Source organism: Bifidobacterium catenulatum subsp. kashiwanohense JCM 15439 = DSM 21854 (genome assembly GCF_001042615.1).
GTDB classification, from domain to species: Bacteria; Actinomycetota; Actinomycetes; order Actinomycetales; family Bifidobacteriaceae; genus Bifidobacterium; species Bifidobacterium catenulatum.
This window is the reverse complement of sequence record NZ_AP012327.1, coordinates 1,467,203-1,493,349: the sequence shown is the minus strand read 5'-3', so window position 1 is coordinate 1,493,349 and position 26,147 is coordinate 1,467,203. Positions and strand designations below refer to the sequence as shown.

At 62.9% G+C, this 26,147-nt stretch carries 23 protein-coding genes; 9 read left to right on the top strand and 14 right to left on the bottom strand.

The genetic code is table 11. The features are described 5' to 3' along the window. Positions 1 to 327: 327 nt before the first annotated feature. Together BBKW_RS06520 and BBKW_RS06515 are read left to right on the top strand one after the other, a co-directional pair. Entirely contained in the window at positions 328 to 1,728 is a 1,401-nt protein-coding gene (locus BBKW_RS06520) for a ParB/Srx family N-terminal domain-containing protein (RefSeq protein WP_014760424.1), read from the top strand. A gap of 48 nt (positions 1,729 to 1,776) precedes the next feature. Continuing rightward, positions 1,777 to 2,736, top strand: a complete 960-nt coding sequence (locus BBKW_RS06515; protein ID WP_231858462.1) for a DNA adenine methylase — start codon at positions 1,777 to 1,779, stop codon at positions 2,734 to 2,736. Between the two features lie 80 nt (positions 2,737 to 2,816). Here the strand turns inward: BBKW_RS06515 and BBKW_RS06510 are convergent, their stop codons facing one another. The 6 genes from BBKW_RS06510 to BBKW_RS10990 form a co-directional block, all read right to left on the bottom strand. Further along, positions 2,817 to 3,317, bottom strand: a complete 501-nt coding sequence (locus BBKW_RS06510; protein ID WP_231858461.1) for a hypothetical protein — start codon at positions 3,315 to 3,317, stop codon at positions 2,817 to 2,819. Further along, complete coding sequence (locus tag BBKW_RS06505) at positions 3,314 to 5,146, bottom strand: VirD4-like conjugal transfer protein, CD1115 family (protein ID WP_033500570.1); 1,833 nt, start codon at positions 5,144 to 5,146, stop codon at positions 3,314 to 3,316. The genes BBKW_RS06510 and BBKW_RS06505 overlap by 4 nt, the downstream gene beginning before the upstream one ends. A gap of 12 nt (positions 5,147 to 5,158) precedes the next feature. Then, the gene (locus BBKW_RS06500) at positions 5,159 to 5,470 is read right to left on the bottom strand and encodes a hypothetical protein (RefSeq protein WP_008783359.1); all 312 of its coding nucleotides are present in this window, start codon (positions 5,468 to 5,470) and stop codon (positions 5,159 to 5,161) included. Beyond that, positions 5,467 to 5,775, bottom strand: coding sequence for an aminopeptidase (locus BBKW_RS06495; protein WP_008783358.1), 309 nt, complete (start codon positions 5,773 to 5,775; stop codon positions 5,467 to 5,469). Before BBKW_RS06495 ends, BBKW_RS06500 begins: the two co-directional genes overlap by 4 nt. 75 nt (positions 5,776 to 5,850) lie before the next feature. Then, complete coding sequence (locus BBKW_RS06490; RefSeq protein ID WP_231858460.1) at positions 5,851 to 12,351, bottom strand: DEAD/DEAH box helicase family protein; 6,501 nt, start codon at positions 12,349 to 12,351, stop codon at positions 5,851 to 5,853. Positions 12,352 to 12,635: 284 nt separating this feature from the next. Beyond that, positions 12,636 to 13,076, bottom strand: coding sequence for a TnpV protein (locus BBKW_RS10990; RefSeq protein WP_231858459.1), 441 nt, complete (start codon positions 13,074 to 13,076; stop codon positions 12,636 to 12,638). Here BBKW_RS10990 and BBKW_RS10985 point away from each other — a divergent pair. After that, positions 13,039 to 13,437: a hypothetical protein gene (locus BBKW_RS10985; protein ID WP_226596886.1), complete on the top strand. Its 399-nt coding sequence runs from the start codon at positions 13,039 to 13,041 to the stop codon at positions 13,435 to 13,437. The genes BBKW_RS10990 and BBKW_RS10985 overlap by 38 nt on opposite strands. A gap of 29 nt (positions 13,438 to 13,466) precedes the next feature. Here the strand turns inward: BBKW_RS10985 and BBKW_RS06485 are convergent, their stop codons facing one another. From BBKW_RS06485 to BBKW_RS06450, 8 genes are all read right to left on the bottom strand, one after another. After that, entirely contained in the window at positions 13,467 to 15,392 is a 1,926-nt protein-coding gene (locus BBKW_RS06485; RefSeq protein WP_033500572.1) for a hypothetical protein, read from the bottom strand. Positions 15,393 to 15,404: 12 nt separating this feature from the next. Next, positions 15,405 to 16,457 (bottom strand): PcfB family protein, encoded by a 1,053-nt coding sequence (locus tag BBKW_RS06480; protein WP_033500573.1) that lies wholly within the window; start codon positions 16,455 to 16,457, stop codon positions 15,405 to 15,407. Between the two features lie 43 nt (positions 16,458 to 16,500). After that, complete coding sequence (locus BBKW_RS06475; protein WP_033500574.1) at positions 16,501 to 18,129, bottom strand: relaxase/mobilization nuclease domain-containing protein; 1,629 nt, start codon at positions 18,127 to 18,129, stop codon at positions 16,501 to 16,503. A gap of 2 nt (positions 18,130 to 18,131) precedes the next feature. After that, positions 18,132 to 18,512, bottom strand: coding sequence for a MobC family plasmid mobilization relaxosome protein (locus tag BBKW_RS06470; protein WP_033500575.1), 381 nt, complete (start codon positions 18,510 to 18,512; stop codon positions 18,132 to 18,134). A 460-nt stretch (positions 18,513 to 18,972) separates the two neighbouring features. Further along, entirely contained in the window at positions 18,973 to 19,221 is a 249-nt protein-coding gene (locus BBKW_RS06465) for a DUF2442 domain-containing protein (protein ID WP_033500576.1), read from the bottom strand. A gap of 16 nt (positions 19,222 to 19,237) precedes the next feature. Further along, positions 19,238 to 19,525: a DUF4160 domain-containing protein gene (locus BBKW_RS06460; RefSeq protein WP_033500577.1), complete on the bottom strand. Its 288-nt coding sequence runs from the start codon at positions 19,523 to 19,525 to the stop codon at positions 19,238 to 19,240. A 379-nt stretch (positions 19,526 to 19,904) separates the two neighbouring features. After that, positions 19,905 to 20,246 (bottom strand): hypothetical protein, encoded by a 342-nt coding sequence (locus BBKW_RS06455; RefSeq protein ID WP_226596884.1) that lies wholly within the window; start codon positions 20,244 to 20,246, stop codon positions 19,905 to 19,907. A 14-nt stretch (positions 20,247 to 20,260) separates the two neighbouring features. After that, positions 20,261 to 20,563 carry an LPD28 domain-containing protein gene (locus BBKW_RS06450; RefSeq protein WP_033500579.1) on the bottom strand — a complete coding sequence of 101 codons (303 nt, stop codon included), beginning with the start codon at positions 20,561 to 20,563 and terminating at the stop codon, positions 20,261 to 20,263. A gap of 422 nt (positions 20,564 to 20,985) precedes the next feature. Here BBKW_RS06450 and BBKW_RS06445 point away from each other — a divergent pair, with 422 nt between their 5' ends. From BBKW_RS06445 to BBKW_RS06420, 6 genes are all read left to right on the top strand, one after another. Continuing rightward, entirely contained in the window at positions 20,986 to 21,408 is a 423-nt protein-coding gene (locus BBKW_RS06445; protein ID WP_033500580.1) for a hypothetical protein, read from the top strand. Positions 21,409 to 21,427: 19 nt separating this feature from the next. Beyond that, positions 21,428 to 23,653: a type IA DNA topoisomerase gene (locus BBKW_RS06440; protein ID WP_034255094.1), complete on the top strand. Its 2,226-nt coding sequence runs from the start codon at positions 21,428 to 21,430 to the stop codon at positions 23,651 to 23,653. A gap of 79 nt (positions 23,654 to 23,732) precedes the next feature. Beyond that, positions 23,733 to 24,050: a hypothetical protein gene (locus tag BBKW_RS06435; RefSeq protein ID WP_225089992.1), complete on the top strand. Its 318-nt coding sequence runs from the start codon at positions 23,733 to 23,735 to the stop codon at positions 24,048 to 24,050. 131 nt (positions 24,051 to 24,181) lie between these two features. Then, positions 24,182 to 24,595: a helix-turn-helix domain-containing protein gene (locus BBKW_RS06430; RefSeq protein ID WP_033500974.1), complete on the top strand. Its 414-nt coding sequence runs from the start codon at positions 24,182 to 24,184 to the stop codon at positions 24,593 to 24,595. Positions 24,596 to 24,616: 21 nt separating this feature from the next. Next, positions 24,617 to 25,057 carry a hypothetical protein gene (locus BBKW_RS06425; protein ID WP_033500975.1) on the top strand — a complete coding sequence of 147 codons (441 nt, stop codon included), beginning with the start codon at positions 24,617 to 24,619 and terminating at the stop codon, positions 25,055 to 25,057. 76 nt (positions 25,058 to 25,133) lie between these two features. Further along, positions 25,134 to 26,108, top strand: a complete 975-nt coding sequence (locus tag BBKW_RS06420) for a Fic family protein (protein WP_016462832.1) — start codon at positions 25,134 to 25,136, stop codon at positions 26,106 to 26,108. Positions 26,109 to 26,147 lie beyond the last annotated feature (39 nt).

Here is a 26,147-nt window from a genome sequence, read left to right as displayed (position 1 = left end):
TTCATGAGCGTCAGCCAATGCGAGGCCGTCCGCAGGGAAAGCCAAAGACTTCATGCTCCCTCCGGCAGACGGACAACGCGAGGTTACACACCCAGTCGGTGACCTCCTCGCATGTTGGCTGCACTGACTCATGCATGGGTGCTCTCAACCGCCGGCACAGCTCCTCCAAGCGTGCGCGGTGTTCGGGATCATCAAGCTGAATCTAACGGGTGTGTTGTACTTTCAATTAGATAACGGGGAGAGGATAACACTGAGGTCTGGGGATATCATTGGACATAGGATAAGGTAATGAATTGAGTTTGTTTCGGTGGAGCGGAGGAACTATTTATGGAACGTATAAATGTCAATGTATCGGATTTATGTCTCTGGGAGACGAACCCGAGAGTTGAACCATCAATCGACCAGATGGATGAACTCAATAAAATCTATAACTTCAGTGCACAGTCTCAATCGACATCAAAGCGGCAATTGATGAATCTTGCATCGTCAATAGCGGAGAATGGCTATCAGAACGATGTTGAGCCGATCCTTGCGACAAGGGCCGGCGACAAGTATGTGATTCACGATGCGAATAGGAGATTGTCTGCAATCAAATTGCTGCAAAACCCAGATTGTTACCGTGAACTTCTTGATGACCGAGATTACAAGAGATTGAAGAACCTTGTTGCGGAATATCCGCAGAACATTCCGAGCAGTCTGGACATCGTTGTTTTCGGTGACAATGAACAGGATAAGCTGAGGGAAATCCTCAATCGAAAGCACAACGGCCCTCAGGACGGTGCCGGCACGATTCCATGGAGCACTGAGGCCAAAGCCCGCTTCTCAGGAAGGCAGACGTTTTCGGACAAGCTTGAAACGCCGTTCCAGAATCAGTTTGGAGATTCCTTGACAAGCTATCTCGGAGGGTCGAACGCTACGACCAGCACGAGAAGGGTTTTCAACTCGGCTCCGGTCAAGGAATATCTTGATATCAAGAATCCGGATATAATAACCCCCGAGCAACTGGACAAAGTCAAAGAACTGGCTGATGAGGTTAAGGGATATTGTCAAGAGAACGGCACCCTTATTTCACGCCTCAATAACGATGTCATCAAGCAGGACATAATCATTCCTCTTCAGGAAAAAGGACAAGGAACGGTCAGGTCGCCAAGACTTGCCGCGAAACGCCTCAATCATGATTTCGCCAGCAAGTTCGCCACAAATCGAGACCGGCACCTTGGTGCGATGTACAACAATCCGGAATGGATGACCGACGCGCCGGAATTCGAAGACACGAACTTTATGCTTTCCGCTTTGAACGCATATGGAGTACTGGAGGACGACAGCACCAAAAGATGGGCGAAAGCATTCTTGATTGCGCCGGCGATACGTGTGATCTTCGAACTGTCCCTTCTTGCATTGGACAAATCCTGCAATGAGATTCATCTTCCCAACATAGGGGTCAGCGCAAAGCATAAAGAGAACGTCTCATATGTCCATAGCCTGTTTAAAAACAACAAATTCCAAGACTATCTGCAGGCCGGGAGGATTGTATTCGACACCTACCAAGAGGCTCATAATGTAATCGAAAATACCGATTTCGGCGAGTCCGTTGAATACTCATCGCTTGGGTCGCACAAGTCTATGAAGGATTACGACATAGATACCATCATGAGGCTGTCGAATGATGCGGTATTGTTTGCTATGCTCTGTCAGCAATATGTGCAGTTCAAAAAACAGGGTGTATGACTCGAACGAACTGGCCAAAATGGGAATCTTCTAATATCATTCATGTTTATGGCGCAAAGTAAGCTGACAAACGGTTCCAATACCCCGTTGCGATACCCCGGCGGGAAAGGCAAAATCACACGTTTCGTGGCAAACGTGTTGGAGACTAACCATATAACCGGAACCTATATCGAGCCTTTTGCAGGCGGAGCAGGCGTTGCTATCAATCTTTTGTTGTCGGGTCGTGTAGATGCAGTTATTATCAACGACCTTGATGACGGCGTATATTCGTTTTGGTATTCTCTTGTCAACGAACCCGAATATCTGCTACGTGAAATCGACCGCGTCCCCTTTGACTATTCGGATGAAAAGCCCACGTCTCAATCTTCGAAGTACTCGGAATACTGGAAGGCTATCAGGAAAAGATACGATTTCAACCATTATTCGGATATTCGACGGAAAGGATTCGACTTCTTCATGCTTAATCGCATGAACGTAAGTGGCGTCATCAAAGGTGGGCCGATAGGAGGTGCCGCCCAAGACGGGAAATACAACATTTCTTCTCGATTTAACAAAAGCACACTCAAAAAGAGGATAGAGCGAATAGCAGCGGAAAAAGAGAGAATCACTGTTAGCAACCTAGAGGCCAGCCATTTCTTCAAATTGCTTTCTGATGGCAAATTCTGCGATATGAAGAACAGTCTCATATTTGCGGATCCTCCTTACTATGTGCAGGGACGGAATCTTTATAATTCATATGCAACCGAAACCATCCACTCTCTGGTTGCGAAGCGCCTCGTCGCTGAGCCGGATTGGAACTGGATACTCACTTATGACAAAGCGCCTCAAATATGCAGGTTGTATTCCGATAAGAACGTTAAACAATATGAATATCAGATAGCTTATTCAGCGAATAAAAGAGGCTACTATTCTGAATATATGTTTGCATCGAGAAAGATGACCATGCAATCATATGCCAACGTGACTCTTAGTCAAATAAGTGACGAGGGTAACAACACCTTGTCATAATTATGTGGATGCTTCGGATTTGTCCATTGTCGGCATCTAACTCGTATCCGTCGCATGATATGAGAGAAACATATAAATGATTAACTTGTTTTGAGCGCTATCGTGCCTGTGCCGTGTTCAGAGCGTCTTTTTTTGATTGCCTCGCTCATCGACCTTTCCCAAGTCCGCAGCTTCTTCCGTTGTGCATCGGCATATTCTTTGGTGATTTCTTCTTTTTCTGTTTCTTCTGTGAGCGACTTTTCGGCGACTTCCAGAGCTCCGAGATAAACGTTCCAGGCGTCTTCTACCTTGGTGGCGCATCGGCCGCAGCGTTGCATGGAATAGTCAGCTGGGGACGGCGGCTCACCAAAGATCAGCATGAGGTCTTTTTCGGGGTCATATCCAAGGCAGATGAGAAGATCAAATGCTTCTGATGCCAGTAGGCGGCGGGTGTTGTGCTCGATGTTGAACAATGTGGTTTTGCTCCAGCTGTGTCCGAGTTCCCTCATGCCGTTCACAGCCTCTTGCATTGATATGCGCCGTGCGATCCTTATGCCGTGGACGTTGTTCCCTATGGTTTCGTCGGTGTCGGGTTTCCTCATGCTGCTTTCCTCCATCCTTTGGAGTGCTTGAGTTTTGATTTGGGTTTGGGGATGCTGGTGTTGGGCCATGCTTTGCGGCTGAGGAACGGGTGGAGTCCTCGCAGGTTGTAGATGCATTTGTCGTTGTCCAGTTGCGCGAGCTCGTCGGGCGTGAGGAGTTCGCGTCCGGTGCGCTGGTAGTTGGTGGTGTGGCTGCTGGACACGCCCTTGGAGTCGCTGGTGGTGCGGATGTCGATGGTCTCCTTGCCGAGCAGCTTGCTGAGCCATTCGGTGGTGGACTGCTCGTTGCCGCCGAGGAACAGCACTGAGTCGCAGTTGCCTACGATGGTCTCCCACGAGTCCTTGTACATGGTCTTCAATTGGGCGATGGTCTGGAGGATGATGCTGACGCTGACCTTGCGCGAGCGGATCGTGGCGATGAGCTTGTCGAAGTTGGGGATGCGTCCCACGTTGGCGAACTCGTCGAGGAAGCAGTGCAATGGCGTGGCGAGGCATTCGCCGGGGTAGGTGCGGCAGCGGCGGATGATGCTGTCGAACAGGCATTGGTAGAAGATCGCGGCCAAAAAGTTGAATGTCGGGTCCTCGTCGGGCAGGGCGAGGAAGATGGCCGTCTTCCCGTTGGGATGCTTGTATCCGCCCTTGTGCTCGTCCGCGTATCCGCCGATCCGGTCGATGCCGAGGTTGTCGTCGGAGAGGATCTCGCGGACCGGGCCGACTGTCAATGGGGCGAGGCGCACGCCGAGGCTGATGATGATGCCCTTCTTGGTCTCTCCCGCGCCCTGGGCGAAGGGCCGGTACTGGCGGGCCGCGAACTTCAGGCCCTGGGCGAGACGCCATGCCTCGCGCAGGTCCGGGTCGTCGTGGTCCGCGTCCTCGCGTTCCCATTCTGCGCGGGTCTCCTCGTAGATCTCCGTGGCGGTCCGGGCGACGGCGTCGACCTGGCTTTCCTTGGTCTCGTCCTGTTCGCTGGCTTCGAGCAGGTCGCGCATGTCGGCGACCGCGTTGAGGGTCTGGCCGGCGTCGATGCGCAGGCAGTCCTTGAGGATGTCGTCGGGCAGGTAGTAGACGAACGCGGTGAGCGCGGTCAGCAGGCTGCGTTCGGATTTGGTCCAGAAGTCGTCGGTCTGGTGCTCCTTGGGTGCGGAGCCGTTGGTGTTGTCCATGATGTTGGTGACCAGGCGCATGATCGCCACGTCGGGCTTGTCGGGGTCGATGTAGCGCATGGGGTTGAATTTCGTCTCGCTGGTCAGGTCCACCAGGTCGAGCTGTTTGACCGTGTAGCCCATTTTCTCCAAGTCTCCGCCGGTCTTCGCGTAGAGCTCGCCCTTCGGGTCGGTGCAGGCGTAGTTCATGCTGCCCTTGAGTATGTTGGGGATGACGTGCGTGGCGGTCTTGCCTGAACCGGATCCGCCGATCACGGTGGTGTTGAGGTTGCGTCTCGTGGCCTGGGCGTCGAGGCTCAGGCCCTCGGTGGCCGTCATCTGGAGGTTCTGACGGGTGTCGTTGTCGGTGTATGGGGCCATCTCCCGGCTGGTGGACCAGCGTGCGGAGCCGTATTCCTCGCCGTCGCGCCAGTTGCGTTTCATGCTCCACCGGTAGAGGTGGAACAGGGCGACGGCGCACGCGCCGCCCAGTCCGCATAGGAGGCTGGTCCGGTCGAATCCCAGGGCGAGCGGATGCTGGAGCATGGTCGTCATGCCGTCCATGATCCGTTCGATGCTTTCGCCGGCGGCGAGGCCGGCCTGGACGCGGGCGGCCGCGAGGTCGGCGATCCAGAATCCCGCGAGGATGGTCAGTGTCTTGACGATGATTCCTCTTGCTTGTTCCATGATTGTTCCTTTCTATTGTTTTCTTTCGGCGAGGTTCTCCTTGAGCCTGGCGCGGAACCGGTCGTACAGCGTCTTCCTGCTGGTGATCCTCCCGTCGGCCGGCTCCGTTTCGGCCTGGGCGTCGCCGCCGGCCGCTTCCGCGTCCTTCGGGGGTGGGAGGGGCGTGACGGTGGTCATGCCGCCCGGCGTGACGTCGATGCTGAATGGCCGGCCGTCTGCCATGAGCGTGGACATGAGTCGGCCGACGTGGCCGTTGATGTCGATCCATTCGCCGTCGCCGGCCTTGTCCGGTCTGATGCCGCTGACGGTGGTGGTCCGTGTCATCGATTCCCGTCCGGTTCGTCATGGCTGGGATCGAACGCGAGGCTTGTGGCTTCGATGTCGATGCCTGATCCTTCGTCGCCCGCGGTGCCTTTGACCATGAGGCGGGATCCCTTGCGCGCGTGGTCGCGGATGTTCTCCGAATGCTCCCTGCCGCTGGCGTGGATGGTGATTTTCCTCGTGGCTGTTCCCATGGCCATGGTTTCAAGCAGCCAGTCTTCCGCGCTTCTGTTTTGCCGTGGGCTGCTGATGAGTGTGCCCTCGAACCAGATGATGGGTTCCGGCTGGTCGTTTGTTTCTGTTGTCATGCGTGTCTTCTGCTCCTTCGTATGGAATGAATGCGGGGTGGCGCGGAAAGCGCGCCACCCCGTGGCTGGAGAGGACTACAGTCTTGGCCCGTGACGCTTCGTCGTGGAATCGGCCTGTGCGGGCGCCTTGTGATCCGGTTCCGGCCGGTCACGGTCCAGGCTTTGGGCCGGCTGGGGCTCCTTCAACTGGTCAAGCTGGTGGAGCGTCCACGTGGACAGTTCACTGTCGTATGACGCGCGGGTGAGGATCTCATCGCGGTTGTCCCAGACGATCTGGTCGGCCTGTTGTTGGGTGATGCCCGTCCAGTCGCCCTGCGCGTTGATGCGCATGAGCGGGTCCTTTCGCGGGTCCCATCCGCCCATCTCGCGTTTCTCCGCGATGTCCGCGGAGGTGAGGCCGTCTCCGGCGATCTGGACCGCCTTGTCGGATGGGTAGGCGAGGTAGGTGGCGATGTCGTTCTCGGGGTCGTGCGCGTTGACCTCGCCCACGATGCCGTGGAGGATTCTGACTGCGTCCTGGTCGGGGGATTCGTATCGTTCCAGGATGTGGCTCGCGCGCATGCAGGACGCCTTGCGGTGCTGCTCGTAGAGCACGGCCGGATCCTCATCGACCTTCGTCACGACGTATCCGGCGTTCTCCCTCGCCTTCATCGCCTGGTCGCGGTCGAAGGCGGTGCTCAGGTATGCGATGTGCCTGTCGGGGTCCCCGGGCTTCCGCCACCGGTAGGCGTATTCCTCCGGCGGCTGGTTCGCGGCCAGATGGCTCGTCCCGGCTGCGCGGGCCGTGTGTAGGCCGCCCGCGCGTTCCCAGCCCTCCACCGCCTTGGCGAGTGTTTTCCCGGCGGCTGGGTCGGCCGGGTCGATGACGGTGTGTTCGCGGTCGGCCATGTCGTTGTCGTCGTATTGCCATTCCGCCTGTGGCCGGTTGGCATAGGACACCTCGATCCGGCCGGCCAGACGGTCCGTGTCTTTCCATGCGGGGTTGTCGTGGAAGTCGATCTGCACGGCGCGTCCGTCCGTGAGCCTCGCTTCGAGGTAGTGGCCCATGGCGTTGCCGCCCTGGGTGACTTCGGTGACGTCGTGGTCCTGTTCGAGCAGTCGTCTGGCGTTTTCCGTTGTCAATGGCATTCCTGCGCTCCTTTCCTTGGTTTCCTGGTCTCTACTTTCCGTCTCCCGGGGTTCGTCGGGTTTGGACGTCAGCCGTTCGAGTTCTGCCTGTTTTTGCCGGTACTCGTCCTCGTGGGCGAATGGTTCGGCCAGCGTCTCCTGCGCGGCGGCGAGTTCCCTTTCGGCGTCCGCCAGCCGTTCCGTGAGCTTGCCGGGGTCGGTGGCCATGTTCTTGACGATCCGGTCGAGCTGGCTGACGATGCTGGAAGGTCCGGTCAGGTAGGGTCCGGGCATCTCGGTACCGGATTCGTGCTCGTGGACGGCCTTGACGGCCAGGGTGATCCGTCCAGTGGTGGCCGCCCTGCGTGCGATGACGGGCAGTCCGTCGTATTCGGCGATCGTGTCCCCGTCGTGCGCCTGGTGGGCGGCCTGGTGGAGGAGCCTGCATGCGGTCTGCCGGTCGCCGACCGGCCGGCCGTTGATGGTCATGCCCTCCCACTTGCCGTTCATGCGTGCGGTCTGGTGGATGTTCAGGGCCTTGGACGCGAGCGGCTTGTCGTCGGTCTTCTCGCGGATCGCCTGGCGGATCCCCTCGATGCGTGGCTGGAGCTGCTGGTTGATGTCCCTGCGGGTGTCGGCCTTCTGCTGCGCCCATGAGGCGCGCAGGAGCTTCAGCTGGTTGATCTCGTTCTCCAATGTCATGCGGCGTTGGATGTCGGGGTCGCCGGTGGCCAGCGCCTTGATGTTGGCGAGGGCCACCACGTCGGCGTCGAGGTCCGCGGCCTCGCGGGCGGGGCTCTTCGAGCTCATGAGCTGGCTGATGAAGCGCTGCTTGCGTTCCACGGTCTGGTAGCTGTACGCGTCGAACGTGCCCTCGGTCACGTACCGGTAGTCGCGCACGTGGTCGTACGTGTTGCCCTGGCGTTGGATTCGGCCGAGGCGCTGTTCCAGGTCGGCGGGCCTCCATGGGCAGTCGAGGTCGTGGATCGCGGCGAGGCGTTCCTGCACGTTGGTGCCGGTGCCGAGCTTCTGGGTGCTTCCCATCAGCACGCGGATCTCGCCGGATCTGACTTTGGCGAACAGTTGCTCGCGTCTGGCGGGGTTGTCGCCGGCGTCGTGCACGAACGCTATCTGCTCGGCGGGCACGCCCAATTGAATGAGGCGGTCCTTGAGGTCCTGGTAGGCGTTCCATCCGCCCGACGCGGGCGTGCTCGAGTCGCAGAAGATGAGCTGCGTGCCCAGGCGTGGCGTCTCCTCCTGCCAGATCCGGGCGACGTTCTCGGCGCATGCCTGGATCTTGCCGTTCTCCAGGGGGCGGTCGTTCTCGTGGCCTTTGAGGAGCTTGGGGTCGAGGGCGATCTTTCGCCCGTCGCCAGTGATCCGCAGGAGGTTGTCGACCTCCGGCGGCACGTCGCCGTCGCGCACGAGGTCGGCCCTGTCGGACAGTTCCTCCATCTCCTTCTTCTGGCGGTCGGTGATGGGCACGGGGACGGGCACCTGCTCCAGTTCGGGCAGCGGCAGCTGGATGTCGTCGTTGGTGATCATGTCGGTGAACTGCTTCACCGCGTTCATCAGTTCGGGCAGGTTCTGGAAGCGCGCGAACCTTTGCTTGACCTGGAATCCGTTGCCTTCGGGCTTCAGTTCCACGGTGGGTACTACCTGGCCGTAGGCGCCAGCCCATGCGGCGAACGTGTCGAGGCCCTGGGCCTTGAGGGTTCCGGGCGCGAGGTAGCGCTGCATGTTGTACAGCTCGCTCATGGAGTTGGAGACCGGCGTGCCGGTCATGAACGCGATGTTGCCTCCGTGCCCGGCCTCGCGCAGCCATTCGCATTTGTCGAGCAGGTCCTCGCATTTCGCGGCGGACGACAGTTGCATGCCTAGGTCGGCGGAGGCGACGGGCACGCCGAGGTTCTTGAAGTGGTGGGCCTCGTCGACGATGAGCATGTCCACGCCAAGCGATTCGAACTTGATGCCCGCCAGTGCCTTGTCGTCGCGCGACTCCTTGCCGTCTCGCAGGCGCTGCATGGCGGTCTCGGCGCTTTTGCGCGCCGCCTCCAGCCGTTTGACGGTGGGGTCCTTGTCGCCCCTGGCCTTGGCGGCGGCCTCGACGGCCTGGGCGAACTCGTCGACGCGGGCGCGCATGTTCCTCAGCCGTCGTTCCTTGCTGACGTGCAGCTGGCTGAACCGGCTCTCCGGCACGATCACCGCATCCCAGTCGCCGTTGGCGACCCGGCCCCAGAAGCGTCTCACCGATTCGGGGTTGCGTTGCGCGTCCTTGTCCATGACGAGGATTCGGCTGGCCGGATAGAGCCTGAGCACGTCGCCGGCCCACTGGTCCACGAGGTGGTTGGGGACCACGAGCATCGGCTTGGACGCCTTGCCGAGACGTTTCGCCTCGTGGGAGAGTGTGACGCCCTCGAACGTCTTGCCGGCTCCGACGACGTGCGCGATGAGGGTGCCCTCGTCGCTGCGCAGGGCGCGGGCCACCGCGTCCTTCTGATGCGGACGCAGGGCGACGCCGTGGGTGATGCCGGGCGTGGTCAGGTAGGATCCGTCGACGTGGCGGGGCCGCATGCCGTTGAATCTGCGGTTGTACAGGGCGGTGAGCCTTTGCGCGCGGTCGGGGTCCTTGAACACCCATTGGTTCCACGCGTCGCGGATCGCGTTGGCCTTCTCGATGGCGGCCATCGTGGCCTTCTGGTCCTTGACCCGTTTGGGCTTGCCGGACGCCGTGGTCTCCGTGGGGGAGTCCTTGGTGACGGTGATCTGCGCGTTGTCCAGGCACGCCTCCAGCAGTTGGAACGGGTTGCGGTCCTCGGTGCCGTACGTCCTTGCTGCCTTGTAGTCGATGTCGCCGCCGCCCGAGTAGCCGACGCGCCATTGTCCGAGCTGGGGGATCCAGTCGACCGAGTACTGGGAGAGCTTGCCGGGCGTGAGCCCGTGGCCGCGCACGTTGAACGTCTCCATCATGAAGTCGTGGACGTCCCTGGCGGGGATCCACGGGGCCCCCAGCGGCGCCTTGATCTGCTCGGTCTCCAGCGGGGTGGGCTGTACGCGTTCCAGCAGATCGGCCACGTGTTCGAGCCGTTCCGCGTCCGTCTGGTCGGCGCGCGCGGCCTCGGCGTGCTCCGGCTGCTCCCGCCATTGTCCGAGCTGTTCCTCGCGGCGTGCGCGGAACGCCTGGTAGTCGTCGGGGCGCGCGTCGATGGCACGTGGCGGCGCGCCGTAGGCGTCGTGTGCCGCTCCCTGGCGCAGGTCGGGCAGGTCGCGGGCGATGCCCCAGATCCATTCGCTGACCGACATGTCGGTGGCGAGCCGTTCGGCGAGCCGCGTGGGGTCGTCGGTACCGGGCATGAGACGGCGTGCCATCGCGCCGATGGTCGTGTCCGTCCATATCGTGCTGCCATGCTTGTCGTGGGCCGAATAGCTCTCGAACAGGTTGGAGAGGATCGCGGTCTTGTCGGCGGTTTCGAGCCGGTCGGTGTGGGCGATCTTGTGGACGAACAGGGCGAGGTCCCTGACGGGCATGCGCCGGTCGGCGAGGATCGGCGCGTAGTGCTGTGGCGCGTCGCCGTCGCGCCATGTCCAGCACAATGCGTCCCACAGTGGGCTGGTGCCGTGCGATCGGTGCCATGCCGGCGCGTGCCACGGCTTCCGCTCTCCGGTGTCGGATCGTTCGAGGGTGACGCGTGAGTGGCGCTCGGGCAGTTCCTCCACCGCCCGCCAGACGAGGGCGAGGACGAGTTCCGGGTTGCGGTTCCAGCCCATGGTCCATCCGTGCCGTCCGTCGTTGATGCGTTCGATGACCGGCGTCGGATCCCTGTAGGATTCGGCGGCGTACGGGTCCGTGAGGCTGCGCCACACGTCCGTTCCCGCGGTGTCGATCCATTCGCGTGCCTGCTCTATGGCGGGCATGTCCTCCGATGTCGCGTAGGTGGATGCCGCGAACTCCGTCATGGCCTCGCGTGCCGCCCGGCGTCTGAGGTGTTCGGCCATGGCCGTGACGTGGTCGAGCTTCGTCCCCACGTCTCCGGCGAGGTAGTCCTCGGCGGGCATGACCTCGCCGGTGTCCGGGTCACGGATGATGCGGTCGCCCAGACCGGTCTCGGCCTCCTCGACGGTGGTGTCGGCCAGGCGCGCGATGAGTTCCAGGTCGACCCCGCCGGCGCGGTCGAGACTGATGTCCAGCGCGTCGTCCAGGCTGTCGGCATGGTCGGGCATGGGCGGCACCGGGCTGATGGTCCGTTGCGAGAGGCATTTCGCCTTGCCGGCGAACCTTCCCTTTTCGTCGGTCTCCTCCAACGCCATGACGAGATGGCAGCCGGATTCCTCGCCGCTGTAGGCGCGTTGGTTGGCGCGGTCGCACAGTCGTCCGAACTCGCTCGTGAACCGGTCGTATGCCCGGTCGAGTTCGGCGCGCTTGGCTTCCACGTCCGGGTCGTCTACGCGGGCGGGGTCGAGTTCGAGCCGTTGGAGCTCGCGCGCCAGGTCTCGCAGGCGGATCATGCCGCGCAGGCGTCGCGCCTCGTCGCCCTGGCCGTGGGCTATCTCGGTGACGGTGGTGCCGTCGCCGTACCAGACCACTCCGCGCTGGTCGACGGAGTATTCGAACGGTGCCACATGGTCCGGCCGGACCGTGATCTCCGCCCGTCCGGCCGGTTCCGCCTCGCCCAGCGACAGCGCCGGGCCGTGGGTGATCTGTGTGGAGAGCAGTTCTTGGAGTCGTTCGCCGACCTGTTCCGCGTCACCCTGGAAGACGACGTCGAAGTCGCCGCCGAACCGTCCGATCACCGGTCTGATGTCGCCTACCGCGTGCGCGGTCATGTCGTTGGCGACCGCCTGGTTGACGTTGACGGTCACGTCCTGGTATCCGGGCACGGCGACCGGATTGGAGTGGATCCACGCCTCGTCGGGCGTGCGGTCGAGCGTCCGTTCGCGTCTGCGCAGAACGAGCACGTCGGTGACGGCCTCGGTGCCGGCCTGGCGGGCGAACGTCGAGGACGGCAGGCGCACTGCGCCGACGAGCTCGGCCTTTCTCGCGAGGTCGGCGCGCATGGTCTCGGAGCGTTTGTCGAGCGTGTATCTGCTGGTCAGCAGCATGGCGACGCCGCCGGGCCGCAGCGCGTCCACCGAGCGTTCGATGAAGTAGTCGTGCAGGGGGAGGCGGGATGTGCCGCCGTCCGTGGTCCGGTAGTCGAGGCTGATGTCGCCCGAATAGGGCACGTTGCCGATGGTCAGGTCGAATCCCGGATGGATGGTGCAGTCCGCGAGGTCCGCGTTGAGGATCGTGGCGTCCGGGTTCAGTGCGGCCGCGATGCGCGCGCTGATCGGATCGAGTTCCACGCCCGACACGTTCGCTTTGATGTTTTCGGGGATGCCGGCCATGAAATTGCCGGTGCCGCACCCGGGTTCCAGCACCTGGATGGGCGCGGACCCGATGTCGAGCGCGTCCCACATGGCCTTGACCACTGGTCCGGGCGTGTAGTAGGCGGTCAGTGTGGAGGCGCGCGCCTGCGTGTACTCATCGTCGTCGAGCAGTTCGCGGATCTCGGCGTTCAGGTCGGCCCATTCGGGCTTGTCGGAGAATGCGTCCGCGCATCCGCCCCATCCCGAGTATCCGCGCAGCGTGTCCGTCTGCTCCGCGGAGAGAGGCTCGTCGCCGTTCCCATCGAGCGTCTTGAGTGTCCGAATGGCGGCGATGTTCGCTTCGGCGCGTTCGCGGGGCGAACGCGCGCGTTGCGAGTCGAGGGATGCTAGAAGCTTTCCACGATCTCGTGGATCGCCATGCTCATCGACTCCGCTTGCGCCTCGTTCATCCCGTTGAGCCGGTCCAGGTCGGTCATCTGGGGTGCCGCCTTCAGGCAGTCCGTCCGGTTGAGCAGGTGCCTGGACTCCATCAGCTGGTCCATGATCTGCGCCTGGCGTTCCCTCGTCCGCCTCTCGATGTCCCGCAGATGCTCCTCGAGCACGTTGGCCATCATCATCTCCCTGAACCGCTGCGGATGGTTGTCCATCAGCCAGTTGATGCGCATGTTCTGGATCCCGTGCAGGCTGCTGCGGGTGAACACCTTGTACGGCAGCGCCCACTTGTTGAACAGTTCCGGATGCGCCGCCCGGCGCTGTTCCATCGCCTTGAGGTTCCTCTCGTAGCGCGCCTTGAGCTGCTGGTCGGTCCATGTCATCTCGTCCATCATTGTTCCTTTCTTCAGTGTTGTTTTCCGTGCCGGAGGATTGTGTGAAACGTTTTACCACAGGTTGCGGCGTGGTTTCGCCGGGCGTGGCGGCACCGACGCCGAGCTTGTTCTCGGCGGCGATCCGCGCGTCCCGTCGGCCGAGTCCACGGAGCCGGTTCTCCCGGTATTCGGCCGCCACGGCGGCTATCGTCTCGTCGTCCGCGCCGCGTGCGCGGAGTCGTTGCACCGCGGCGTGGCCCACCGTTATCTCGTATCCGCGCACCTGTTCCGCCGTCCTGTCGACCTGTCGCTGCTCCTCCTCGAGAAGGCTGAACAGGTCGATCTGCTCGTATTCGACCGAGGCGGTCTGCTTCGCGTATAGGCGTTTTCTCACCATGGTTCTCTCCTTTCTTATAAGGTTTTCCGCTGCCCGCGGTTACGATCGGTGCCGGCGGTGGGCGGGTCTGCGTTGAGTCCGTCGAGGTTCTTCTTGAGCCTGGTGCGGAACCGGTCGAGCGTTGACTTCAGGTCCGTGTGCCGTCGTTCCGGACCGGCGGCCGGGGATTGCGAGGCGGGAACGATGGGGCCTTGCCGCTGTTTCGTCGCCATGTCCGTCTCTGTTTTCCGTGGCGGCGCGGGTGTCTCATCGCCTATGGCGTCGGGCGTTTTGCCGCCTTCCGGCACGTACTGTTCGACGGTCGGACGATCCGTTGTTTTGCTTCTGGCCTGCGTCGGATCCTGCGTGCCGGTGAGTTCCTGGATGAGCAGTCTGGCGGCCTGGCGGCGTTGGCGGTTGGTCCACCGTCCCTCGTCCTCTCCGGCGGTCCGGTCGACGAGTCTGCGCGCCCATTTCATTGCGACGGACGGCTTGTACGTACCGGCACGCTGGTATTCCGTGAACCGGCCCTGCATGCGTTCGATCTGCGGCCAGGATTCCTCCACGGTCTTCGAGACGAGCTCCACCGATGCCGTGTCGAGCGTCTTCTCGGCGTCGCGGTTGCGTTTCTGCGCGTCGATGACCGCCTGGACGAGCGTCTGCGGGTCGACCTGCATGGTGCGGCGTTCCGCTCCGCGGCCGGTGAACAGCTCGACCGGGGTACCGGGTCTGAACCTGATGTTGACGGCCCGTCCCTCGTTCTTCTGCCTCTGGTTCTTCGCGCTCATGAACATGTCGGTCGCCCAGCCGGTCAGGTCCTTGCCATCGATGGCGGTGCCGCGGGGGAGTCCGACGATCATCTTCGGCCAGTCGCGTCCGTCCTTCGCATGCAATATATAGGTGTGCGCGAGCCTGTTCGCCACCCACGCGTTCGGCCAGACCTGCTTCGTCGCCGCGGCCGTCCGGGCCGGCGTCTGTGTCACGGCTGTGGGGTCGGTGTCCCGCTCCGGCTGCTCCTGCTGGGGGAGCGCGGGCGTCGGCGAGATGGGTTGGCCCTGGAGGATGGATATGGCGGCCTGGTCGGTGAACTCGTCCCAGTCCGGGGCGCGTCGACCGTCGTTCAGATTCAGCAGCGGCTTCTGCTCCAGTCCCGGTTTGAGCAGTCCGCTGCGCATGACGCGGCCGGTCATGCCCTGGGCGACGGTTCCGCCGTCCTGTTCGCGCCAGTGCTGGTATTCATCCCGGTAGACGCGGCTTTGGGTGAGCAGTTCGCCGTCGCTCATGGTCTTGGCGGGGAAGGACTCGCTCATGTCCTCGCTGTGGCTGATGGTGGTGACCTGCATGCTCAGGTCGTCGTATTGCAGGTGCTTGAAGCTCATCGCGTCGAACAGTCCCTGCTGGTTCCGATGCCAGGAGAAGACCATGAGGTCGTACCCGTTATCCTCCAGGAAGAACACGCAGGGGCGCGGCTCGTGCTCGACCGCGTTCTGCATGAGGCTGGCCTGGAGCAGGTCGGGGTCGAGCCGTCCCGCCGCGGACGCGGCGGCGGCGAGGCTGGCGCTCCATCCCATAGGGAGCTGCCGGCCCGTCGTCGGATCCGTCATGCGGTACTGGCCCGGCGTGGCCACGGTGTCCCACCGGTCGGGATGGCGGTGGTTCCATTGTTCGATGCCCGCGAGCATCGCGTCCATCGGGCTCTGCCCGTCCGCCGGTCTGATGGCGAAGGATTCGGTGGCGCGGGTCACGTCGCCGGCGATTGTGTTCCGGTGCACGATGGTGTCGCCGGGATCGTAGATCATGCCCACCGAGTCCTCGCCGGCCGTCCTTGCAGTGCCGGCCGTCCATATCGTGTCGCCGGACGAGGCCCACATGGTCACCGGCCATGGGGTCGGGTCGTTGGTTCCGTTGATGGTGTCCTGGAAGATCGCGGCGTGTTTCGTCGCCTGTTCCTGCTGGTTCATTATGGTTTCCTTTCAGCGGCCCTTGCGGGGCGTGCGGTCCCTGTTCTGGGTGGGTGGCATGTGGTTCTTTTGTTCGGCGAGGTTCTCGTTGAGCCGGGTCTTGAACCGTTCGAGCAGTGCCTTCTTCGACCGGATCGGCTTCGGTTTCCGCTCCTTGCCGGCCGGCCTGGGATTGTCTGCCCTGGCCTGCGTCTGCTGTCGCGTGGCCGGTGTCCGGGCTTCGTCCGGCGCGGGTTCCGGTTCGCTTTCCGGCTCCGGTGCCGGCTTCTCCCGGTTCGGCTCGGTCGTCTGCCTGCGTGTCTGCTCCTGGGTTTGCGCGCCCTGCCCGTAGTCGTCGCGCAGGATGGCGTCGAGCTCGTCGCGCAGGCTCGGGTCGGCGGCGGCCTTGCCGATGATCCGGTCCGCGAAGTCGCGGCCGGCCTGCTCGTCGCATGTTGTGTCGCCCATGAGCTTGTCCCATGAGAGTTCGGGATGCCGGGCGGCGAGGCTGTTCGCGGCCATCTCCATGACCTCCGGGTCCACGAAGTCCCAGGCGATGCGCTGCGTCGGCATGGGCTTCATGGCTGGTTCGGCCGGGGTCTCCCGCGCCGGGGGTTCTGGCTCGTTTCGGGTCTGTTCCGTCTGCTCGACGGTGAAGTCGTCGTCGGTGACGTCCAGGCCCATGCCTTTGAACGCGCGTTGCACTGCGTGGCGGACATGGTCTTCGTCCTTGCCGGCGAAGTGCAGGATGAACTGGCCTTGGTCGGTGCGTTCGAGGTGGTAGTCGATGCCGGCGGTCTTGAGGCTGTGCTGTACCTCGCGCATGGTCGAGTCGTCGAGTTGCAGCTCGTGCAGGTCGCCGTCCTTCTTCCTTTGCAATCGTTTCTCGGACATCTCGCCGCTGTCGATCTTGTTCTTGACGGCCTCGCCCGCGGCGTGCACGCCGGTCTTGGTGAGCTTCATGCCGGAACGGAGCAGCGCCATGGCCACGCCCTTGGGGATTCTGAGCATGAGCTTCGCGCCTCCGGTGATGATGGTCTGGACGGCGTTCTGGATCTTCTCCTCAGCCTGTTCCTCGATTGGCATTGTGGTTTCCTTTCTGTTGTCGGTTGGTGTTTCCTGGGACGGTTCAGATGGACCGTCCACGCTTGTGCTGATGCTGTTCGCGCTGCTCGGTCTCCGTTTGCTCGCGGTCGCGGGTCGTGTGGATCTCCCGTTCGATGGCGGCCAGCTCGCCCTCGTACCGGTCGCACAGGGCCTCGCGACGTTCCATCTCGCCGCGCGTCTCGGCCACGAGGTCGGGGTCTCCCTGTTGGATCGCGTCATGCAACGCGATGACGGCGGCCTGGAGTTCGTCGTGCGATTCGCGGACCTTTCCGCGCAGCAGCTTGAGTCCCTTGGCGCTGTCGCCGCCCGCGAGCCTGGTCCAGCGGATCGCCGCGTTCAGCGCCTTCGCCTCGCCGGCGAGCCGGTCGAGGCGTCGCGCCTGTGCCTGGTAGTAGCGCTGCTGGGCGGGGCTTACCCCGTAGCGCAGGGGCAGCCGTTCGGGCGAGGCCAGTGGTTCGAGTCGGCTCGCGGGCTCGCCGAACCACTGGTAGAGGCCGTGGGTGGTGGTCTTGCCGGCGTACCGGTTGGACGGGTCGAGGATGATCTGGTCGCGGTGGAGGGGCAGGAACGCGCGCAGCGTGGATCCGCCGTCGTCCACGAGACGCTTCGCGTCGAACGTGATCTTTTTCTTCCGGTGGGTGCCGGGCAGCCACACGGTGACCGTCTTCCTGGTCTGTTTGGCGACGAGCCGACGGTTGAACGTGATGGGGATGACGGGCGTGCTTTGCAGTCCGGCCATGATGTTCGTCATGTCGTACGCCGAGCCGAGTTTCGTGTCTCGGACCTTGAAGCCGGTGTCCTTCATGGTGAGCGTGAAGTGCTGTCCTCGGACCGTCACGTCCACGCCCTGCACGTCGAGCATGTTCCTCCAGTCCTCGAAGTTCTCCGCGCCGGCCAGGGTCAGGTCGATCAGCATGCGGAGCTGGTCCTTGACGCCCAGGCCCTTCGCGGACGCGTAGATCTCCTCCATCGACATGCCGTAGCGACGCTCCATCGGCTCCTCGTTTTCGGCCCGTCGCGTCGTTCGCGCCGTCGCCGCCGTGCCCGGTTCGGAAGTCTCTTCGACATGTTTGGGGTCGCGTGCCTGTGTCGTCGGGTCTTCGTTCGGCGTGGTTTCGGCGCCGCGCATTTTGCGTGCGACCCGCTCGGTGGCGGGGTTGAAGATGACGCTTAGCCCCTCCCTCTCGCTGATCTCGTTGGCGATGACGCGCCACTGTTCGATGATGTCCTTGGGTAGTTCCGCCTTCAGATGCTTCCCGTATCGGGAGGCGGCGCACACCATGATGTGGTCGTGCAGGTGGTGGCGGTCGGTGTGTGTGGCGACCACGAACTTGTATTCATCACTGGTGATGCGGTGCGCAAACTCCACACCGAGTTCGTGCACCCGCTCGGGCGTCACGGGGTCATCGGGACTGAAGCTCAGCTTGATGTGGTACGCCAGACGGCTGTTCTTTTGGATGCCTTTGGGTGAGTTCTCGTTGTCTTCGAGCATTGGATCAGCCAGCGCGTCGTAGTCCGTTCCGGTCCGCTCGTAGTTGGAGCTGACCAGTCTTCCGCCGTCGGTCTTGGCGGGGTCGATGATGTACGCCATCGCCCCGTTGGGGCCGCCGAGATTCGATTTCACGGGCTTGCCGAGCTTGACCACGGCCATGCTCACACGTCCTTCCCGGCGGTGCGTTTGTTGGCGAACAGGTCGCCGAGCAGACGCTCGATGCGGCCGAACGACGCGCGGAGCTCGGCCACCTGCTCGGCGGTGATGTGCTCGTTCGCGTTGGCCCAGTGGGCGATCTGGTTGACGTTCACGCCGATGCGGCCGATCTCTCTGGCGAGCGGCTCGGGGTCTGTCAGCGGCCTGATCTCGGTGACGCGGATCTCGCCATCGGTCAGCATTTTGCGTGCGAACACGGTGAACGAACGGTATCTTGTCGTGTACTTGTTCACCTTTTTGTGCAGCGAATTGACGCGTTCCCACTCGTCGGGAGTGAACGTGACGAGCTTCTGCACGGTGCGTCGGCGCTTGTTCGCCCAGCTCATTTCGCACCTCCCGTGGAGGTGTGCGGACGGCACGTCCGTGATGCCGCGAAGCGGTCTGGAGAGCTTGCTCGACCATGGGGTCTGGGTCTCCCGAGCAAGCCGATTCGCGGTGCGAATCGAGTGAACGTATATACGTTCACGTCACTTGCTACTCCCATATCAATTTCATTGATTGGGAGCGATTTCGCACGGCATGATTGCGGAATGCCGTGAAGGATTATCGCGTTCACTCCTCGCTCCTTTCGCCCATGGCCTTGAGGGAATGGCCGGTGTCTTACGCCAATCGTCCGTCGTGGAAACGGCGGCGGGTTTGGACACTCGGAGCGCGGGAAATGAGAAGGCCCCGCGAAAAAATCGCGGGGCCGGTGGGTCGTTGGTGGCGCGTCATGTCCGTCATGCATATGGGCATGAAAAAGCCCCGGCCGTCTTGATGACGGTCGGGACAGGGACACGCGGGTTCCTAGATGACTTGCATGTCGGAGCGGACGCGTTCCGCGGCGATGTCGATGTCTCCGGGCCATGAGGGCACGCCGAACGCGAGTCGCACGCGGTCGAACGTCTGCGGGTCCTTGAGCGGTTTGAACATGCCACGGTCGACGTATCGGGACATGTCGAAGATTCCGGTCGCGCCGTCGGAACAGGTGACCTTGAGCCTGTAGCCCGGCATGGGCTCGCATTGGGTCACTTTGATTGAATAGTCGATGGTCATGTCCGTCGCCTCCTTGTCAGCGTAGCGGGTCGATTCTGAACGGGTGCTCGAGGTTGAAGGCCAGCTCCCAGTCGGCCTCCAGCTCTTCGGCATGCAGCAGCACCCATGCCTCGACCAGTTTGCGCTGCTTGCGCGGGAAGTCTCCCTTGAGCAGATTGCCATCGAAGGTGAAGGACGCTTCATGTCCTTGGTATCTGGCGTGGATGTGCGGCGGAACATGGTCGTCCGCGTTCATGGTGATGATGATTCCGAAGAACATGCTGATGACCGGCCTGCCCGCCTCCTTGCTTTCGTTGTCTTCCATTCTAGGATATTTTTCTTTTGACCGGATGGTCAAGCGAAAGCGCCAGCGGTGGTAGCGGGTTCCGTCATGAGAACGCGTCGAAACCACGGGTTTCGCTGCGCGGGCGTTGACGGGTTCCGCGGGCCGCTATGATCAAGGCGTCAGCCGGCCGGTCAAAAGAAAATCCTCGGGATGCGCGCGGCATTGGTGCCGCGCTCCGTTTCCCGTCGGCGAGCCGTGGCCTCCGTGCCACGGCGACGCCCTGTCAGGTCCGGGAACCGTTCCCGGCGCGTGGAGTACAGAGGACGGTAGCCGTCCTCTGGCCGCCGGAGGCGCCGCCCGCATGACGCGGGCGGCATCGGTCCCGGTCCGTCACTCGGCCGGGGAACGGCGATGACGTTTAGCCCTCGACACTTGTCCAGTAGAGGCCGTCGTCGGGGATGTCGTCGACCTCGTCCCACATGGTCCGGGCCCGTTCATCCCACCATGCCGCGTCGTCCCAATGCGCGTCGGCCTCGTCGTATCCGACGCTGCCGTTCGCCAGAGTAGCGTACCGGTCGAAGTCGATGCCCGTCGGGCATATGGCCTCCATCTGTTCGGCGGTCGCATAGTAGATGCTGTCCAGATGGTAGGCCTCCCGTCCGGTTTCCAAGTCGTGCGCGGCGAGGTTGGCCCGCGCCGTCCCGGCGAGCTCGTCGTGTTTGGCCCGGAACCATTCCAAGGCCACGTTCTGCTCCTTCATGGTCGGGTCTCCTTTCATTCCGCGTGCCCGAACGGTTCGTCGGTGAACCACCAGTCCCTGATGACGAGCATCCAGCCGCTCCTTTCGAGCAGCGGGTCGATGTCGTCGGGCGTTACGATGTCGCCCGCGTGGTTGACCCATACGCTCTTCTCGATGCTGCATGGCGGCCATCCGCCGTCACCGCCCCTGACGGCGTAGCAGTGCCATCCGTCGGGGATGTCGTGCTCGTGGAGACGCACGTCGCTCCACATCGCGTCGACGCGCCCCTCGTCGGTCTCGAAGACGACGTGCTGCAATTCCATCGGTTCCATCTGCATGGTCCCACTCCTTAGTGTCCCGCCGGCATTCCTGTTTTCCTTTCGCCGGACATGGGGCAGCCTCGCGGTCCCGCCGCGCGGTGGAGGACGCGTGGGCCGTGCCCGCTTCGGGATAATCGGGCGAAGCCCTCCCGGAGCGGAGCACGGAACACGCAGATCCGAAGACGCGGGCGCGGGGCTGCGATGATGAACCATGGCCGGCCGACTGTTCCCTTCCAGGCGTCGACGCCTGGAAATCCCGGAAGGGTCGGCAATGATCGCGCGCGGCCACCGGGGCCGCGCTCCGTTTCCGGCGAAGCCAGGATCACACGCGTGTGATCCTGGCGGAGTCCGACTGTCCAAACCGGCGCACGTCCGATCGCGTGAACATGGTTCCAGCCGGATTAAAACCGGGATGAAAAAGACTGGAAAGGAACACGGACATGGCATCCGATTACGTGGACGACTTCCTGCGCGACGAACGCGAGTCGTTCAAGCGCAAGGAGGCGGCGGCGAAGAAGTTCGACAGCCGCCTCGACAATTTCCGCAAGAGCGCGCAGGCGCTGCGCGACGCGGCGAGGCAATTCGAGGAGGCGTTCCCCGGCATGAGTCGGACGATGATCGCGGACAAGCTGGCGATGACCGGAACGGAGAAGAACATCGCGTTCGACGCGAAGGGCGAGCTCGTCGCCGCGCCGGGCGGAAGAAAGACCCCACCCTCCGAACCGGAGACCGTCGCCGAATCGGATCCGGAGACGACCGGATCCGACATCCAGGCGACGGACGACGAGCCCGCCCCGCAGGACGCCGCCGGGCCGGACACGTCGGATGCCGGACGACCCGCGTGGGCGTCCGGCAGCTACTGATGATCGGATGTGATGCGGGATGCGATTGATCATCGCCGAGAAGCATTCGGTCGGCCAGGCCATCGCCCAAGCATTCGGCGGGCATGCGGAAAAGCATGACGGCTACATCGAGGTCGGCGACGACCTGGTCACCTGGGCGCAGGGCCACCTCGTCGACCTGGCCGCGCCCGACGAATACCAGGGCCACGACTGGGGCAGGTGGAGCCTGGACACGCTGCCCATCGACCCGACGCCCGACTGGCAATGGAAGGTCAGCCGGGAGAAGGGCGCGGACCGGCAGTACAAGATCGTCGCGGGACTGATGCGCCGAGGCGACACCGACTCATTGGTCAACGCGTGCGACCCCGACCGCGAGGGCGAGGCCATCTTCCGCAGAATCGTGACGCATGCCGGCGTCTCCAAGCCGATGCGACGCCTGTGGGTCGCGAGCCTGGAGGAGGACGCCATCCGCGACGCCCTCGCGTCCATGAAGGACGAGACGGAATACCAGGGGCTCGCCGATTCGGCGATGATCCGCGCGAAGGCCGACTGGCTCATCGGCATGAACGCGTCGCGCGCCTACAGCCTCGTCTACAACGCGAGGTTCACCGTCGGCCGCGTGCAGACACCCACACTCGCGATGATCGTGGACCGCGACCGGCAGATAGCCGGCCATGTCGCCCGACCGTACTGGAAGGTCGTCGCCCCGATGGGCGGATGGAAACTGGCCGGCGAACGCCTGGACAAGCGGGAGGACGCCGAGACGCTGCTGCGGATCGTCAACTCGGACGACTTCGCCTTCTCGATCTTCAAGGCCGAACGCAAGCAGCAGCACGACGCACCGCCCCGCCTGTACGATCTGACCGGATTGCAGAAGGACATGAGCCGGCTGCACGGCCTGACCGCCGCCCGCACCTTGGCCGCCTTGCAATCCCTGTATGAGAAAAAACTGGCGACGTATCCGCGCACCGACTCGCAGTACATCACGCACGACGACCTGGACACGCTGCGCGGCCTCACCGAAGGCGACCGGCTCACCGCCGGCTTCATCGAACCGGCCGCGAAACCGGAACGGCCACATCTCGAACTGACCGTGAACGACGCGAAGGTGGCCGCCCACACCGCCATCCTTCCCACCATGCAGACCGACAAGGCGGCGCTCGATGAGCTCGGCGACGACGAACGTCTCGTGTTGACGCGCGTGGTGCGACGCATGTGGGAGGCCGTGGGCGACGACTACGTGCACGACGTGACGAACGTCGTCGCGAACATCGACCCGCATTGGTGCGAAAAGCATCCGGACGAAGGCCGCCTCCTGTCCGAAGGCGAATGCCGTTTCACCAGCCGTTCCGACCAGCCCGTCTCCCTCGGCTGGCACGCCATCGAACATGACGGGCCACAGGAAGATCAGGACGACAATGACGAGACTGCGGGCAACATCATCCCCGCGAACCTCGTCACCGGGGTCTCCATCGCGCCCGTCCCGCAATGCGGCGCGACATTGTCCGAGGGAAAGACGAAACCGCCGAAGCCGTTCAGCGAGGCGACGCTGCTCGCCGCGATGGAACACGCCAGCCGCTGGGTGGAGGACAAGGACCTCAAGGCCGCATTGGACGACGACGAATCCCACTCGGGAGGCATCGGCACCCCGGCCACGCGCGCCGACGTGATCGAGAAGCTGATCCGCACCGGATACGTGGACCGCAAGGGCAAGCAGCTGCGCTCCACGGACCAGGGCCGTTCCCTGATCGACGTGGTCGCCCCGAAGCTCAAGGACGTGGCATTGACCGCCGACATGGAACGACGCCTCTCGGAGGTCGAACACGGCCAGGCCGCGGCCTCGCAGGTCGAAACGGAGTTCCGCGACCTCGCCGCGCGCATACCGGCCGACGCGCAGACCGCCATCCGTCAGGACCATGTGCAGGCGAAGACGCGGAACACGGAATCGTTCGGCGGCTGCCCGCGCTGCGGCAAGCCCGTCGTCAAAACGGGCAAGGTGTTCCAATGCTCCACCAACCGGCGAGAGAAACAATCCGACGGTACATGGAGGACCACGGAGGGATGCGGCTGGCGCGCCTGGACGACCATCGCCGGCAAGACCATCACCGACACGACCATGCGCAGGCTGCTCGACGGCCGGAAGGTCAGCCTCAAGGGCTTCGCCTCGAGGAAGGGCGGCACGTTTGACGCCGCGCTCGTCATCGACAAGGACAAGGGCGTCGCCTTCGACTTCGGCAATAACAACAAGGAAAGGAAAAAGAAATGACGAGTTCAACCTCGGTAGCTTCGTCTGGGGCGCCGTCTTCCTCGTCGCCGGACTCTCGTTCCTTTCGAGCAGCGCGCTTGTGGGGATCCTGTTCCTCCTGCTCGCGGCCGCGAACCTGGCGAACGCGATGAGCGCGCAGCTCGACTTCGTCAACCAGGCCGGCGGCAGGAACAGCGTCAAGGTGTCCATCCTCGAAAAGGACAAGCTCATGCAGCTCGCGCAGAACATCCAGCGGCTTGTCTTCGCCGACGTCGAGGGACAACGCCACCAGGAAAGCATGGACATGGCCCAGAAGCAGTACACGGCCCAGACCAACAGCGTCCTGATCCAGCAGCAGATGCTCGACCAGCAGCGCAAGGCCACGGCCGACGATAATCCATCGATACCGACCGAGTGACGAAACCGGGGCGCGGCCACGGCCGTGTCCCGGGAAACGCCGGGTCCGCCCTGTAGAAAACCGTGATTATACTAAAAGTATAATCACGGTTCGCGCAGGCGGATCCGGCTTTCTTATATCCAGGAGGGGCCATGGCAAAAGAGGATTGGAGCGAGGCCAAGGCGTGGATGCGCGCGACGCGCGAACGCATCGGCATGACCCAGCACGACGCGGCCGTGCTTGCGAACCTCACCGTGGACATGGTCAAGAAATACGAGTCGGAGAAATACCGGATCCAACCATCGGGGAGAATGCGGGAGATGCTCGAACACTATCTCGCCGAGCACAGGCGCGCCGTCGTGGCCATCGTGGAACGGCACAGGGGAGATGAGCGGGCCGTGCTCTCGTTCTCCCGCGTCTCCGACCTGCCCGAGGGGCTGCCCGACTGGGTCCGGGCCGAGGAATCCGTGAAGCGCCGCGCCGCCGCCGTGCGCGAGGCAGCCGTGCTGCTTGAGGCGGAGGGCGTCGCCGTCGACTACACCTATCTGCCCGAAGAAACGGAATAGGAGAGGGAAGGAAGGCCGATCATGTTCGGACTCTACATGCTCGCGATATACCTGGGCGTCGCCGTCATCGCCGCCGGCTTCGTCGCACTGCTCGTCGTCGTCGCGCTGGCGGTGGGACTGGTCACGCATCCCATCCGCACGCTCGCCCTCGTGTTCCACAAGCTCGCCGCCCTGTCCGCCGGCCTGGCGTTGATCCTCGCGTTGATTGTCTGGTTCTGGTACGACCACTCCAAGCCGGACTTCGTCCCGTGCTTCTGGGGATCCATCGGCGTGATCGTCGCGTCCATCCTTATCCGCGCGTTCGCCGAGTGGATTCTCGAACGGCCCACCAGAGCCGAACGCCGAGCCATGAAACGTGCCGCCGCGCAGGAAACCGGCAGGGTGACGATGCGCATGCCGGTATCGGAAGAAGTGGCCGCGGCGTTCGAATCGACCCGGGACGGCCGGCGCGCCTCCCTATGACATGCAGACCGCAGGACGGAACGAACCGCGGCTGGAATAATGGACTTTGCAACCGGAACACGAAAAGAGGGACATGATGGCCAATCCCGAGCTATCGCAGCGCATACAGGAACTGCCCGAGGAACTGCTCGGCCTTGAACGCGAGCCGGGAATCGTCGAACGCCTGCGACGAATCGACGCGCTGAAGGACCGTGCCCGCGCACTGGACCCCCTGGACGGCGTCGAGGACATGGCGCTGGCGGATTACGACCGCGACTGGCTGGTGCGCTACACCTACAATTCAAACGCCATAGAGGGATCCACGCTGACCCTGGAGGACACGTCCCTGGTTTTGGAGGGCGAGTTCGTCCCGTCGGATTCGCCGGCACGGTACGTGTTCGCCGCGCGCGGCGTCGCGGACGGCATGGCCTACGTACGCGAATACGCCCGGGAGGGGAGGAGACTGGATGAGGAACTGGTCCGGCGCGTCCATGAGGTGACGGCGCTGGACCTCCAGCCGTTCGCCCGCGGCACGTTCCGCCCCTACGGTTATCTGGCGAGGATCACCGCGACCCGCGTCAAGACCGCCGACCCGCTGGAGATCCGCGACGACCTGCGGGCCCTGATCGACGGGCTGGACGCGAGCGGCGCTCATCCGCTGCTCAGGGCCGCCGGCTTCCATGCGATGTTCGAGAACATCCACCCGTTCATGGACGGCAACGGGCGGACCGGCCGCCAGCTGCTTAATTTCATGCTGCTGAAGCACGGCTATCGTCCCGTGGCGATCAAGTATGACGCCAAGCGCGACTATGCCCGCAGTCTGGAGACCTGGCAGGTGGACGGCGATCCCGTGGCGTTCTGTTCTGTGTTCCTCGACTGCGTGGAACAGGAGGAACACGCGTTCATCGATCTGGTCGAGGGATTGCGTCGGAAGCCGGACGCCATTCGCAGCAAAACGGATCTGCTGGACAGATTCGGCGACACGCTGCGGAAGAATCTTGCTCGGCAAGACGGGGATGGCAAGAGTGCCGGGATTGATCGCGAAGGTCCTGGGCGCCATATGAGCCATTAGACCAAAAGCCTATACTTTGGATATATCGATTTGATGTAG

Bases quoted from the DNA above. Each gene is read 5' to 3' on its own strand.
- BBKW_RS06450 (WP_033500579.1), bottom strand. From the start codon at position 20,563: ATGCAGATGGAACCGATGGAATTGCAGCACGTCGTCTTCGAGACCGAC.
- BBKW_RS06455 (WP_226596884.1), bottom strand. From the start codon at position 20,246: ATGAAGGAGCAGAACGTGGCCTTGGAATGGTTCCGGGCCAAACACGAC.
- BBKW_RS06485 (WP_033500572.1), bottom strand. From the start codon at position 15,392: ATGAACCAGCAGGAACAGGCGACGAAACACGCCGCGATCTTCCAGGAC.
- BBKW_RS06425 (WP_033500975.1), top strand. From the start codon at position 24,617: ATGTTCGGACTCTACATGCTCGCGATATACCTGGGCGTCGCCGTCATC.
- BBKW_RS06470 (WP_033500575.1), bottom strand. From the start codon at position 18,512: ATGAGCTGGGCGAACAAGCGCCGACGCACCGTGCAGAAGCTCGTCACG.
- BBKW_RS06515 (WP_231858462.1), top strand. From the start codon at position 1,777: ATGGCGCAAAGTAAGCTGACAAACGGTTCCAATACCCCGTTGCGATAC.
- BBKW_RS06500 (WP_008783359.1), bottom strand. From the start codon at position 5,470: ATGACACGGACCACCACCGTCAGCGGCATCAGACCGGACAAGGCCGGC.
- BBKW_RS06510 (WP_231858461.1), bottom strand. From the start codon at position 3,317: ATGAGGAAACCCGACACCGACGAAACCATAGGGAACAACGTCCACGGC.
- BBKW_RS10990 (WP_231858459.1), bottom strand. From the start codon at position 13,076: ATGATGGACGAGATGACATGGACCGACCAGCAGCTCAAGGCGCGCTAC.
- BBKW_RS06495 (WP_008783358.1), bottom strand. From the start codon at position 5,775: ATGACAACAGAAACAAACGACCAGCCGGAACCCATCATCTGGTTCGAG.
- BBKW_RS06465 (WP_033500576.1), bottom strand. From the start codon at position 19,221: ATGACCATCGACTATTCAATCAAAGTGACCCAATGCGAGCCCATGCCG.
- BBKW_RS06460 (WP_033500577.1), bottom strand. From the start codon at position 19,525: ATGGAAGACAACGAAAGCAAGGAGGCGGGCAGGCCGGTCATCAGCATG.
- BBKW_RS06520 (WP_014760424.1), top strand. From the start codon at position 328: ATGGAACGTATAAATGTCAATGTATCGGATTTATGTCTCTGGGAGACG.
- BBKW_RS06445 (WP_033500580.1), top strand. From the start codon at position 20,986: ATGGCATCCGATTACGTGGACGACTTCCTGCGCGACGAACGCGAGTCG.
- BBKW_RS06420 (WP_016462832.1), top strand. From the start codon at position 25,134: ATGGCCAATCCCGAGCTATCGCAGCGCATACAGGAACTGCCCGAGGAA.
- BBKW_RS06440 (WP_034255094.1), top strand. From the start codon at position 21,428: ATGCGATTGATCATCGCCGAGAAGCATTCGGTCGGCCAGGCCATCGCC.
- BBKW_RS06505 (WP_033500570.1), bottom strand. From the start codon at position 5,146: ATGGAACAAGCAAGAGGAATCATCGTCAAGACACTGACCATCCTCGCG.
- BBKW_RS06430 (WP_033500974.1), top strand. From the start codon at position 24,182: ATGGCAAAAGAGGATTGGAGCGAGGCCAAGGCGTGGATGCGCGCGACG.
- BBKW_RS06475 (WP_033500574.1), bottom strand. From the start codon at position 18,129: ATGGCCGTGGTCAAGCTCGGCAAGCCCGTGAAATCGAATCTCGGCGGC.
- BBKW_RS06480 (WP_033500573.1), bottom strand. From the start codon at position 16,457: ATGCCAATCGAGGAACAGGCTGAGGAGAAGATCCAGAACGCCGTCCAG.